The organism is Methylobacterium sp. D54C, from assembly GCF_053345595.1.
On sequence record NZ_JBKFAK010000006.1, the window covers coordinates 1 to 13,038 of the forward strand.

Below are 13,038 nucleotides of genomic sequence, written 5' to 3' on the forward strand. Positions count from 1 at the left end.
CGGGGTTCGCGGGCCGGACGAGCGCGCTGGGCCGGGACGGCGCGGTTCTGGGGGTGAGCCTGACGGGGGCGGTCGCCGAGGGCGTGCGGCTGTCGGTGGGCTACACCGGCGACGTCCGCCCGGGCGCTACCGCCCAGGTGTTCACCGCAGGCCTCCAGGCCGCGTGGTGAGGGCCTCTTGAGCCACGCTCCCCGTCGCGGCCGGGTCGCTCCCGGCACCCGTGCCGAGCCCGCAGCATCACGCCGCGCACGCCGGCGTGGTCGGCGCGCTTCCGCCGCCTCGCCATCCGCTCCGGGCGGCGCGACGATCTCCGCGCGCCTTCGCCCATCCCGTCTGCGCCCTCGTCCGCCGGACCCGGGCCAGAGGGTCGTGTGGCCGACTCTGCGTCAGAGGCGTCGGTGAGGAGCCAACTCGAGAGCGGACGCGCCGCGAACCGGCGTGGCAGTCTGATCCGTCGCGGCCGAGTAGGTTTCAGCCGTCCCCTTCTGCTTACGCTTCGCGGCGTAGAGGGCCGCGTCGGCGTGGCGCAGCAGCACGTCGCGGTCCTGTCCGGCCTCTCGTGACCGCGCGAGGCCGATCGTTCCCGTCACCCGCGCGATCTGACCCTGCCCTTTCACGACCATCTCGAGGTCGTGCAGGAGGCGCCGCACCATCGCCTGCACGCCCGCGCCATCGCAGCCGGCAGGCACCAGGATCGCGAATTCGTCGCCCCCCAACCGTGCCGGGAAGCAACCGGCGTAGCAGGGCGCGCGCAACCGCTCGGCTACGCAACGCAGAACCTCGTCGCCGGCCGCGTGCCCGAGGCGATCGTTCACGCCCTTGAAGCCGTCGAGGTCGATCAGGAGGACAGCCACAGCGTCGTCGGAAGCGCGCGCCTCGCGCAGCCGCGCGTCGAGCGCGCGGTGGAATTCGGCTCGGTTGGCGAGTTGCGTCAGGTCATCGGTGCGCGCCTGATGGCGAAGACGCTGCTCCAAGCTGTGCCGTTCGGTGATGTCCTGGATCAGGCCGATGAGGGCGACGGGCTTACCCTTGACCAATTCGATCTCGCAGGAGCACCGCACGCGCCGGGCATTGCCCTTGGCGGTCACGAAATCGGCGTCCATCTCGAACGGCTCGCCCGTGTCCAGCACGCGCCTGACGGCCGCGCGGAAGAGGGCGCGATCGGGCTCGGGAAAGAAGTTCATGATCGCGCCAATCGGCACACCGCCGCTGACGGGCAGCTCGTGAATGACGAAGACGCCGTCCGACCAGGAGGTCGACCGCGTCTCGATATCGTAGCGGTACGAGCCCATCTCGGCCATGCGCTCCACCTGCTTGAACTGGCGGCGCTCACGCTCCAGGCCCTCGACGGCCATCCGGCGCTCTTCGGCAGCCTCGGCTGCGCGCAGGGCCACGGCGCGCGCCTCGATCAGCGCCTCCGCGACGCAGGCCAGCTCTTCGAGCACCTCTAGGTCTGTCGCCGTCGGCTCGCGGGGCTGTTCGTCGAGGACGCAGAGCGTGCCGATCGTGATCTTGTCGCCGTCGGCTTGCCGGACGCGGACCGGCACGCCCGCGTAGTAGCGGATGTACGGGGCGTTCGTGACGAAGGGGCTGGCCACGAAGCGAGGGTCGAGGCTGGCATCCGCCACGATCAGCGGAGCCTCCGTCTCGAACACGACGGGGCAGAACGCCTGGGCACGCGGCGTCTCGGCCGCCAAGGGACCGCAACGCGCCTTGAACCACTGGCGCTCCGGGTCGATCAGGGTGATCGAGGACATGCCGGTGCCGAGCATGCGCTGCGCGAGCCTGGCGAGTGCGTCGAACTCGCGCTCCGGCGGCGTGTCGAGGAGGGCGATCTCGGTCAGCGCCTGCTGGCGGAGTGCCTCGCGCTGGGTATTCGATATGGTCCCCTGCAGCACTGTTCGACCTCGCCGGAGCCAAGAGGGTATCCGGGGGATACGACGAGAAGGTTTAATCGAGGGTGCGATGGCCTGACCTTTCGTCGAGGCCCGGCTTCGTCCTGGGACTGGCGCTGTCCGGCACGCGCGCAGGGGCCGCTCTCACCGCTCTTCTCCCGCGAGCCGGCTGGCAGCTTCCGAGCGGGGGCGATCCGGCAGCGACCCGGGGTAGCCGTTCCGACGAACATGGCCCCTCCCGGGGGAAACAGCCGAGTGTCCGGCGATGCGGGCTTCGGCCGGCGCTGGGGCCTCCCGGGCCTGGATCGCTGACCCGTGCGGGAAGCCGCGCGGCGGCGCGCGCGCGTCAGGTGGCTGCCCGCAGGGTGATCCGCGTCAGCTCCGACGGACGCCCGAGCCGGAGGGCGAAGCCGGGCCAGAGCCCGGTGCCGTTGCTGACGTAGAGCCGCATGGCCCCGACCCGGTACGCCCCCGAGACGAACCCGGAATTGCCGCGCGCCACCAGCCGGTCCAGGCCGCGGATCATGCCGCCGTGGGTGTGGCCGGAGAGTTGGAGCGCGACGCCGCGCGCCGCGGCCCGCGCGGCGTTGGCCGGCTGGTGGTCCAGCAGAACGATCGGCGCGCCCGGCGGTGCGCCCGCCAGGGCCGCGTCGAGGTCGGGCCCCGGATGTCCCGTGGCGGGCGCGGAGCGGTCGGTGACGCCGGCCAGCACCAGCGCGTCGCCCCCGCGCCTCAGGATCGTGTGGGCGTTGGCGAGGACGCGGATCCCCAGGCCCGCGAGATGGCGCATCCAGGCGTCGTGGTCGAAGAAGTACTCGTGGTTGCCGGGCACGGCCCAGACACCGTCGCGCGCGCGCAGGGCCCGCAGCGGCGCGACGTCGTCTCGCCGGGCCTCCAGCGAACCGTCGATGAAGTCGCCGGTCACGACGATCAGGTCGGCCTGGAGGGCGTCGGCCCGCGCGACGACGGCCCGCGCCCAGGCGGCCGGGAACAGGCGACTGATATGCAGGTCGGTCAGGTGCAGGATCGTGTAGCCGTCGAGGCCGGGGCGCAGGTCCGCGATCGCGACCGGGACGTCCTTCAGGGGCGGCACGCGCACGGCCTGCCACACGGCGAGGGCCGAGAGGCCGGCGGCCGTCGAGGCCACCGCGATGCGCCAGGCGGTCGGGATCGCCCAGCCGCCCCCGGGCAGCGCCAGCGAGATCAGCGCGACGGCATCGAGGGCGAGCTGCATCACCGCCGCCAGCGCGATCGCACCGAACGCCCAGTTGAACAGGATCACGATCGGGCGCGGGAATTCGGGCGCGAAGACCGACCCGGAGGAGAGGCGGCTCCACAGGTGGTACTGGGAGGCGACCAGGAGGAGCCCGGCGAGGCCGAGCCTGAGCGCGAGCGGCACCGGCTGGGGCCACACCACCCGCGCGATGACGTAGGCCGCGGGCAGGCTGGGGATGAGGCGGATCATGGGCGGCTACATGGACCGGGCGACGGCCGAAAGGCAAAGCTCGCGCCGAGCCGCCCGGTGCGCGGCGGCACATGCGGTCGCCTCGCGTGAGTCGGGAGGTGCCCTCGGCCGGCCCGTCGCCCGCCCCGCCTTCCCCCCACCGCGCCCGGAGATTGTCGGCGTCAGCGCGCGCCCGGATCGAACCAGGCGCGCAGGGGATCCAGGGTGGTCTCGTGCGCCAGCGGAGGCGACGCGCCGTCCGGGGCCGCCATGCCCACGCGGTCGTGCCAGTACGTCGCCAGCCCCACCCGCGCCGTGCCCACGAGGTCGAAGGCCGAGCCCGCGACGAACAGGCAGCGCGCCGGCTCGACCCCGAGGGCCTGCAGTCCCAGCCGGTAGGGACGCGGATCGGGCTTGTAGAACCCGGCGCGCTCCGCCGTGACGACCGCGTCGAGCTCGACCCCCAGGCAGCCGGCGGCGATGCGACCCAGACGTTCGGAGCAGTTGGTCACGACGCCGAGCCGCACGGAGCGCGCCGCGAGCGCCTGCAGGGTCTCCGTCACGCCGGGCCAGGGCCGGAGCTCGCCGTAGCGGTCCTCGAGGTCCGCCGCGAGGCGGCGCGGCAGGCCCACCGCCGCGGCGGCCTCGGCGACGAGATCCTCGTAGGGCCGGTACGCCCCCGTCCGGTAGGTGATCCGCAGGTACTCCGCCCGCCACCGGCGGCCGGCTTCCGTGCTGCCGGCGACCGAGTCCCACAGGGACCAGCTGTCGAGCAGGGCCGTCAGGAGGTCGAACAGGACGGCGTCGAACCGATGGGCTGTCATGATGGGCTTCTCCTTCCGTATCGGGCGCCGCATCGGGCGGCGTCGGTGCCGGGGGCCTCGGGCCGCGCCGAGAAGGGCGGCGGTCACGCGCCTCGCGGTGTCCGGGATGGCTCCCGCCGCGTCCGGCGCCGCCGGGCGCTCGCGAGGCGCCCGATCCGCGACGTCACGGTCGGCGCCGCCTACCAGCCATTGATGCGCGGCCAGACGGCGGCGACCCGCCCGTCGGCGTCGAGGACGTGATAGCGGTCGTACTGGGCGCCCGTCGCGCAGGCGTGGTTCGGCAGGACGCGCACACGGTCGCCGATGGCCAGGTCGGGGAGGGCGGCGCGGGAGCCCGGGCGCAGGGCGAGGATGCCGTGCTCCTGGTTGGCGTCGGCGACGATCAGGTCCGGGTAGGGGCGGCCGGCGCGGTCGCAGACCACGCCGTAGCCCTGATCGACCGCCTGCCGGGCCGTGCCCCGGTCGCGCGACAGCGCCATCCAGCCGGCATCGGTGATGATCCAGCCCTTGTCGCGGCGGTGCCCGATCACGGTGGCGAGCACGCTCACCGCGATGTCGTCGACCGCGACGGAGCCGACGCCGGCCTGGAACAGGTCGCCGAACATGAACACGCCGGCACGGACCTCGGTGATCCCGTCGAGGTTCCGGGCGTAGCGCGCGGTCGGCGTAGAGCCGACGCTCACCACCGGGCACGGCAGGCCCGCCGCGCGCAGGAGGGTGGCCGCCGTCACCGCCGCCGCGCGCTCGCCCTCCGCCGCCGCGGCGAGATCCTCGGGATCGCTGAGGCCGTAGCTGTCGCCGGCGTGGAGCAGCACGCCGCGCAGGTCCGCCCCCGCGCCGAGCGCGCGCCCGATCGCCACCAGCAGCGCCGCGTCGGCCGGCTTCACGCCTGAGCGATGCCCGTCGGCGTCGACCTCGATCAGGACCGGCAGACGGTCGCCGGTCCGCGCGGCCCAGGCGGCGACCGCGTCCGCCTGCTCGATCGAGTCGAGCACCACGGCGAGGTCCGCACCCCAGCGGCGCCGGACCGCTCCGACGCGGTCGAGCTTCTGCGGGGCGATGCCGACGCCGTAGATCATGTCCCGGACCCCGCCCTCGGCGAAGTATTCGGCCTCGCGCAGGGTCGAGACGATCGCCGGGCCGGCCGGACCGGTCATCGCCAGGCGGGCGACGTCGATCGACTTCGCCGTCTTCAGGTGCGGCCGGAAGGCGACGCCCAGCCGGTCCAGGTGCGCCCGCAGCCCCGCGAGGTTCGCGCGCAGCCGCGCCTCGTCCAGGAGGAGGCACGGTGTCTGGAGCGGACCCGACACCCCGTCGGCCTCCGCTGACGGCACCTGCGTCCCGACTCCGGTCTCCGGCATGTCCACGCCTCCCTGTCTCGCTGCCGGGTGACAGATCATGCCGGACCGGCAGACGCCATTAATCTGTTCGGCATTCTGGATTAAGGTTGGCCTTAATGCTCGACACCGACGATCTCCGCTTCTTCGTCGCGGTCGCGGCCAGCCCGTCCCTGGCCGCCGCGGCGCGCAGCCTGAACGTGTCGCCGCCCGCCGTGACGCAGCGGCTGCGCAGCCTGGAGAAGCGGCTCCGGGTCCATCTGGTGGACCGGTCCGGCCGCGGCCTCACGCTGACCGACGAGGGGGAGCTGCTGGCCGAGCGCGGTCGCGACCTCCTCGGCGCCTTCGACGATCTCGCCGACGCCCTGGCCGAGCGCGTCGGCGCGGTGACCGGACATCTGCGCGTCGTCGCCCCGCTCGGCTTCGGGCGCCGCTACGTGGCCCCGGTCGTGACGGCGTTCCGGCTGCGGCATCCGGGCGTGCGGATCGACCTGCTGCTCTCGGATCGCCTGGGCCGCATCCCGTCCGAGACCTGGGACCTCGCGATCCACGTCGGTGAGATCAGGGAGGCGACCCCGAGCCTGACCGTGCGCGCCCTCGCGCCGAACGACCGGATCCTCTGCGCGGCGCCCGCCTACCTGGCCCGGCATCCGGCCCCGCGCGTGCCGGCCGACCTGCGGGATCACACCTGCATCGCGCTGCGCGAGAACGACGAGGACGTGACGCTCTGGCGCTTCCGCGCGGCGGACGGCGCCGAGGTCCGCGTCAGGGTGGATGCGGGCTTGGTCAGCAACGACGGCGACGTGGTGCGGGGCTGGGCCCTCGCGGGCCTCGGCGTGATCGTGCGCTCGGAATGGGATGTCGCCGACGACCTGCGCGCGGGGCGGCTGGCGCGCCTGCTCGAAGGCTACGCCCTGCCGTCGGCGCCGGTCGTCGCCCTGCTCGGCTCGGAACGGCGGTCGCGCGCGGCCCGGACGGAGCGGTTCCTCGAGGCGCTCCGGCGCTCGTTCGATCCGCTCCCGTGGCGCCCGCCCGCGGGGCCGGGCGCGGCCGCCGGGGATGCGGGGCCTTGAGGCGCCCCGGCCGCGCGCCGTCCGGCCCCGAACGCTCCGCCCGACGACGCCCGATCCCGCTCAGCTCCGGATCTCGATCGGCGTGCCGACCTCGACCCGCGCGTAGATCGCGCGGGCCTCGGCGTTGGTCACGCCCACGCAGCCATCCGTCCAGTCGATCAGACGATGCAGGCGACCGACCCAGGAGAACCCGTTCCTCAGACCGTGGATCATGATGTCCCCACCGGGCGGCACGCCGGCCGCGGACGCCGCGGCGCGGTCGGCGGCGTCCGGATAGGAGATCCGCAGCGCGAGGTGGGCGATGCTGTCCGGGTTCTTGCCCGCGATGCGGTAGCGACCCTCGGGTGTTCGGCCGTCGCCTTCCCTCGCCTTCGGGCCGATCGGCGCGAAGCCCAGCGAGACGCGGTAGACCGCCAGGACGCGTCCGCCGCGCAGCAGCGTCAGGCGCCGCTGCGCCTTCTCCACGCGGACGAGATCCGCGCGCTCGGCTTGCAGCACCAGGCCGGGGGCCGCGGAGCCCGCGGGACCGTCGGCCGTCCCGAAGAGGAGGGCGAGCGGCGCGACGCAGAGGATCGGTCCGACGAGGTGGCGGCGTCTCATCGGCCGATCCTACGGGGCAGGCGTTTCACGGCCAAACGACCGGGCCCGGATCGCCGCCGGTCAGGGTCGATCCCGGAGTCAGGCGGCCCATCGCAGGGCGTCGCGGCCGGCGTGCTTCGCCTCGTACAGAGCGCTGTCGGCCCGCTGAGCCAGCGCTTCGTAGCCCTCGCCCACGCGCGCGACGGCCAAGCCCATGCTCAGGCTGACCGGCGCTTCGGTCCCGGCACCGGTCGAGAACGGCAAGGCGCGTGCGCTCGCGCGGATCCGCTCGCACACCGCCCTGGCGCGCTCGAGGTCGCTCTCGCGGAGAAGGATCACGAACTCGTCGCCGCCGAGGCGCGCGACCAGATCCCCCGGGCGGATCTGCGACGCGAGCAGCAATCCGAGAGTCTCGAGCGCGCGATCGCCCGCCGGATGCCCCCAGCGGTCGTTGATCTGCTTGAAGTGATCGATGTCGATCGCGATCAGGCTGACGGGCGGGAGTGCCCTGACGGGCAGGATGGTCTCGATCTGATGCTCGAAGCCCGCACGGTTGAGCAGTCCTGTCAGGGAATCGGTGAAGGCGCTCCTCGTCATCTCCCGATCGTGCGCGGCCAGCTCGGCCGTGAGCCGCGCCCGCGCGGAGACCTCCGCCGCGACGGGCAGGCAGGTCAGCAGGATGAAGGCCAGAAACACCTGGAACGCCTGCGCCTGCGTGACGGCGTCGGCCGCGATCAGGACCATCGGCCCGCGACCGTACATCGTTGCGACGCCTCCGATGACGGCCACGACCATCACGGCCGCGGTGACACCCAGGCGGCCCAGCCGGAAAGCGATCAGGATGAGGGGCGGGAAGATCAGGAACAGCAAGGGGCGGCTGGTGCAGAAGAAGGTCGCGTACGCGACCGAGCCTGCGAGGACGAGCAAGGCGGCCGCTTCGAGCCGGTCCCGCCAGCTCCGCTCCGCGAGCGCACGCGCGTAATCGCCTCGGAACAGCGCGAGCAGGAAGGGCGTGAAGACGATGAGCCCCAGGCCGTCGCTCGCGACCCAGGTGCCGAACGAGCGCAACAGGGGCTCGCCGAAGACGAGATGCGCCGTCAAGCCTCCCAGGACGCCGCTCGCGGCCGGTGCCAGCAATCCCGCGATGGCGAGGAACCGCAGGGCGGATCTCGTGGATTGCAGCAGGGCGTCCTGCTCGTAGGTCCTCCGCAGGAGATGGACGGCCAACATCGCCTCGGCGAGGTTGGCGAGACTGTACAGGAAGGGGCCGATCAAAGTCCCCCGCGTCAGGACATTGGCCGCGATGTTCGCGGCCAATCCGGCGCTCAGCACCGTGCCCGCGCGCGACCTGTCATGGGAGAGCAGCAGGGCGACCAGAATGGCATTGGCCGGCCATATGGCGGCGATGTCGTGTCCGCTGCTCGCCAGACTCAGTGTCGAGGCAGCGGTGCAGAAATAGAGAAACGCTGTCGTCAACCATAGATAGAGTGCCGGCTTCTCGTTGCTCTCGTCGTCGGATCGCTCTCGGATCATGGTCTCGATAGACATGAAAATTTATAACGAACAGATAAGATTGTGCAACTATTGGTATGCTACTCGTCTATAATACAACTGCTGGGGATGGAGACAGCAATCGTCATGATCGGCGATCGGCGCAGCGAGCATTGCGCCGACTCGCATGATCGGAGATCGGAGCCGTTACGGGGTGCCGCTGAGGCGTCCGTCGCGCGGTTGACCGCGCGTCCCCGCGGCGGACCCGGTCTCGCGCGGGAGCGGCGGGCGTGCCGCTTCACGCCTGCCGTCCGCGATCCCGCCGGACCGAGCCGGCGCCGTCGAGGCCGTGGAGGTCGAGGGTCAGGGCAGCCGCCGGGGCGTCGGCGGGCCTCTCGTCCGAAGAGGCCCGCCTCGCAAGCAAAGGTGGCTAAAAGGCCGGCATTAACCAAAGCTTAATTATCTGAGGAGGGCCGCTCCGGCTGCCTAGCTCCGCAACGCCGGCTGAGATACGGTTAAGGATCACTTAACGGATCCGAATACGATGGCGTCTATTACAGGTCTCGCCAAAGACTTGGTGCCATACCCTGGTCCTGTGCCGCTGCGACGGCGTCCGACGGCCGCGCGGCGGCCGAGCGAGAAGCGGATCGCGCCGACCGTCTCGTCTCCCGACCACGGCCTTTCCGAACTCGCTCAGATCGAAGTCAATCTCGAAACCGACACCAGCACCCTGTGGGCCTTCATGCGCCCGCAGGGCCGCCCGTGCCAGAATCCCGAGATGCTGGCCGACTTCAGCCGCCTGCAGGATGGCATCGAGCGCGGTTTCGGCAACGGCAGCCTCGCCCTGAACTACTTTGTATTCGGTTCACGATTTCCCGGCGTGTTCAGTCTCGGCGGTGATCTGAGCCTGTTCGCGAGCAAGATCCGCGCGGGCGACGAGGCCGCGCTGGTCGGTTACGGCAACGCGTGCGTCGATGTTCTTCATCGCAACATGAACGCGCTGAACCTGCCGATCATCACGATCGGCCTCGTTCAGGGCGACGCGCTGGGCGGGGGGTTCGAGGGCCTGCTCTCGTTCGACGTGATCATCGCCGAGAAGGGCACCAAGTTCGGCTTCCCGGAGATCCTCTTCGGGCTCTTCCCCGGTATGGGGGCCTACAGCTTCCTCGCCCGGCGTCTGGGGACCATCAGGGCTCAGGAGATGATCCTCGATGGGAGAACCTACACCGCGGAGGAGATGCACGAACTGGGGATCGTTCACGTCCTCGCCGAGCGCGGCCAGGGCGAGGCGGCCGTGCGCGCGTACATCGCCGGCAACCACCGGCGCCGCAACGGGCAGCAGGCGATCTATCGAGCCGCCCGGGAGGTCAATCGCATATCGTTGGAGGAGCTGAGAAAGATCGTCTCGGTCTGGGCGGCCGCCGCGATGAATCTCACGGACAGGGATCTGAGCATCATGGAGCGGCTCGTCCTGGCGCAGGACAGGCTCAGGGGAAAAGCCCAGGCCGCTCAGGCCCGCACGGTGACCGCGCGGGGGCTGGCGGCGTCAGCTCGCTAGCTTCGTCACGGGCTCCGCGGCCGCGAGCATGGCCCGGATCTGGGGTGCGGCGACCGGACGACTGAACACGTAGCCCTGGATCAGATCGCAGCCCTCGGCCCGGAGGATGGAGAGCTGCGTCTCCGTCTCGACGCCCTCGACGACGATGGCCATCCCGATGCTCCTACCCATCCCGACGATCGCCCGGATGATCGCGGTCGACTCGGCTTTCCTGTCCAGGTCCCACACGAACGACCGGTCGATCTTCAGCTTGTCGAAGGCGAAGTTTCTCAGGGAGCTCAGGGACGAGTAACCGGTTCCGAAATCGTCGATCGACAGGCGGATCCCGAGCTGGCGGAGCGTGTGGATGGTCTCGACGATCTTGTGCGTCGCGCCCAGCGTCACGCTCTCCGTGATCTCGAGCTCCAGGCGATGCGCCGGGAGGCCGGAGCGGTTCAGCGCGCCGATGACGTGGAAGGCCAGCTGCGGATCACCGAACTGACGCGGCGACATGTTGACCGCGACGCTCACGGTCGACGGCCAGTTCCGGGCCTCGCGGCACGCTTCGTTCAGAACCCAGTCGCCCAGCTGGACGATGAGCCCCGTGTCCTCGGCCACCGGGATGAAATCCGACGGCGGGATGTAGCCGGAGACGGGGTGCTGCCACCGTAGCAGGGCCTCGCAGCTCACGATCGCCCCGGTGCTCGCGTCGACGATCGGCTGATAGTGCAGCTCCAGTTCGCCGTTGGTCAGGGCGGCTCGGAGATCGGACTCGAGGGCGTGCCGCGCGCGCGTGGCCGCTTCCATCTCGTGCTGGAAGATCTTGAACCCGCTCCTGCCGGCCCCCTTGATGGCGTAGAGGGCGATATCGGCGCATTTCAGCAGCCTGTCCTCGTCGTTGGCATGGAACGGGGCGATCGCGATGCCGATCGAGGCGCCGACCGTGACGTGAGTGCCGTCAATATCGAAAGGTCGCTCCAGCTCGTGCAGGACGCGCTGCGCGAGATCCTCCGCGACGGCCGGCGACGTGACGGATTGCTGGACGATGACGAACTCGTCGCCGCCGAGGCGGGCGACCGATCCGGACAGCGCCCCGATCCCGCGCAGCCGGTCCGCCACCATCTGCAACAACCTGTCTCCGGCCGGATGCCCCAGCGTGTCGTTGATGACCTTGAAGTGGTCGAGATCGAGCAGATGGACCGCGAAATCGCCCTTGCTGCTGGCGCTGGCTCGCAGCGCCTGGGAGACCTTGGCCTTGAAGCTGCTGCGATTGAGCAGGCCCGTCAGATCGTCGTAACGCGCCATCTGCTGGATGCGGGCTTCGCTCCGACGCCGCTCGGTGATGTCCTCGAAGATGATCACGTAGCCCTTCTCGGCGGTCCGCCGCTGCATCAGGGAGACCACGCGATCGTCGGGGAGGATCAGGACCAGGTTTCCCGACCTCAACGCGTTCGACGCCGCCGAGAATGTCGAGAGCGTCGCGCCGCGCCCCGCGGTTCGCTCATCGATGATGGCGCGGCTCAATGCGTACAGCGATTTGGCCGTCGAATTGGTGTGGATGCGGTTCGAGGGAATGCCCGATATCGAGAGGAATTGGTCGTTCCAGACCTGGAGCCGGCCGCGCGCGTCGAACATGCACAGTCCGTGCGACATGTTGCGCAACGCGATGTCGAAGAGATTGGCCTGGGCTTGGAATTTCTCGGCGAGCGCCTCCTTCTCGCGCGTGGTCACCAGGGCCGACACGATGATCTCGCGCGTGCTGAGCGTGATGTCGATCATGCCGTAGGCGAACAGGAGCGAGAGGATGCCGAGCGAGGCCCGCTCGCCGTCGCCCGACACGAGCAGGCCCGCGGACAGCGGCATCGCCGACAGGAGCACCTGCGCGATGGCCAGCAGGGGGCGGCCCGCATTGCGGCCCGAGATGCCCGCGGCATAACCGATCGTGAACGTGGGGGTGATGACCTGGAGCGCGAGGTTGGACGACCGCGTCGTGATGAGGAACGACAGGATGCCGAGCGACGCGGCGTAGGCGAACGCGCCGAGGGAGAAGTAGGTCTCCCAGAGCTCGTAACGATCGTGCTTCTGCGGCCCCTTCGTCAGGTAGATCCGAGCGAGCACGATGCGGGTGAGGCCGATCAGGCCGACCGCGAACGCGGTCACCGTGATCGCGCGATCGTCGGACCAGAACGCCGCGGCCGTGGCGACGATCGTCCCGGACGCGGCGCCGACCGCGAGCGACGCGAACGGCTGATACAGCCCGTCGACGAGCGAGCGCTTCACGCCGCGCGCGAGGAGGGCATCTTCAGCGAGTGCGGCCCGCAGCTTGGAATACAGTCCCAACGCGGCGTCTCGCTACTTCGCTCTCGTCGAGGGGGTCATCATTGTAGCAGTTCAATCCCAGGTTATATCCGCATATTAGCGGCCTGGAATTTCAGAAATATTGAAAACCGTGGTTAACGCCGCGCGCGGGGCGAATCTCTGCTTCGAATATTTGTCTCCTCTGCGCAAATATTCGGTGATCTCCGTCGTTCATGAGGCCGAATATCGGTGCCGCGCCGGGCAGTCCGGCGCATGTATGGACGGGACGGGTGCGGAGGGTTCACTCATATCCCGTCGGGCGTTGCGCAGCGGACACCCCATATCCGGAGCTGTCGTCTTGCTCGGCCGCGTTCGGCGCGAAGACGTCTGCCTGTTCGTCAGACGTCGCGGCGATCGCGCGATCCTGCCCCGGCGGCATCGTGGCACCGCCGATCCCGTTGCGCGCTCGACGTCCGCATCGGCGCCCGGATGATGTCGTCTCGTCGGGGACTTTCACGCTCCCGGGCGCGCGACATCGCTGTCCGCCGTGCGCGACCGCC

9 protein-coding genes are annotated in these 13,038 nt (G+C 70.6%); 2 read left to right on the forward strand and 7 right to left on the reverse strand.

The window, feature by feature from the left end; genetic code table 11:
* Positions 1–386 precede the first annotated feature (386 nt).
* From ACLBYB_RS14780 to ACLBYB_RS14795, 4 genes are all read right to left on the reverse strand, one after another.
* The gene (locus tag ACLBYB_RS14780; RefSeq protein ID WP_447699373.1) at positions 387–1,883 is read right to left on the reverse strand and encodes a diguanylate cyclase domain-containing protein; all 1,497 of its coding nucleotides are present in this window, start codon (positions 1,881–1,883) and stop codon (positions 387–389) included.
* 358 nt (positions 1,884–2,241) lie between these two features.
* Positions 2,242–3,360, reverse strand: a complete 1,119-nt coding sequence (locus tag ACLBYB_RS14785; protein WP_447699210.1) for a metallophosphoesterase — start codon at positions 3,358–3,360, stop codon at positions 2,242–2,244.
* 161 nt (positions 3,361–3,521) lie between these two features.
* On the reverse strand, positions 3,522–4,163 hold the full coding sequence (locus tag ACLBYB_RS14790) for an HAD-IA family hydrolase (RefSeq protein WP_056530626.1): 642 nt from the start codon (positions 4,161–4,163) through the stop codon (positions 3,522–3,524).
* A 179-nt stretch (positions 4,164–4,342) separates the two neighbouring features.
* Complete coding sequence (locus tag ACLBYB_RS14795) at positions 4,343–5,524, reverse strand: alanine racemase (protein WP_447699211.1); 1,182 nt, start codon at positions 5,522–5,524, stop codon at positions 4,343–4,345.
* Between the two features lie 95 nt (positions 5,525–5,619).
* Here ACLBYB_RS14795 and ACLBYB_RS14800 point away from each other — a divergent pair, with 95 nt between their 5' ends.
* Complete coding sequence (locus ACLBYB_RS14800) at positions 5,620–6,573, forward strand: LysR family transcriptional regulator (RefSeq protein WP_427510291.1); 954 nt, start codon at positions 5,620–5,622, stop codon at positions 6,571–6,573.
* 60 nt (positions 6,574–6,633) lie between these two features.
* On the opposite strand, the gene ACLBYB_RS14805 is transcribed toward ACLBYB_RS14800, so the two are convergent.
* Together ACLBYB_RS14805 and ACLBYB_RS14810 are read right to left on the reverse strand one after the other, a co-directional pair.
* Positions 6,634–7,173, reverse strand: a complete 540-nt coding sequence (locus ACLBYB_RS14805) for a L,D-transpeptidase family protein (protein ID WP_447699212.1) — start codon at positions 7,171–7,173, stop codon at positions 6,634–6,636.
* A gap of 78 nt (positions 7,174–7,251) precedes the next feature.
* On the reverse strand, positions 7,252–8,700 hold the full coding sequence (locus ACLBYB_RS14810; protein WP_447699213.1) for a diguanylate cyclase domain-containing protein: 1,449 nt from the start codon (positions 8,698–8,700) through the stop codon (positions 7,252–7,254).
* Between the two features lie 487 nt (positions 8,701–9,187).
* On the opposite strand from ACLBYB_RS14810, the gene ACLBYB_RS14815 reads away from it, so the two are divergent.
* Positions 9,188–10,201, forward strand: a complete 1,014-nt coding sequence (locus tag ACLBYB_RS14815; protein WP_447699214.1) for a crotonase/enoyl-CoA hydratase family protein — start codon at positions 9,188–9,190, stop codon at positions 10,199–10,201.
* On the opposite strand, the gene ACLBYB_RS14820 is transcribed toward ACLBYB_RS14815, so the two are convergent.
* A complete protein-coding gene (locus ACLBYB_RS14820) occupies positions 10,190–12,520 on the reverse strand; it encodes a putative bifunctional diguanylate cyclase/phosphodiesterase (protein ID WP_447699215.1) in 2,331 nt (776 codons plus the stop codon). The two genes, ACLBYB_RS14815 and ACLBYB_RS14820, sit on opposite strands and share 12 nt — an antisense overlap.
* Between the last annotated feature and the right edge of the window lie 518 nt (positions 12,521–13,038).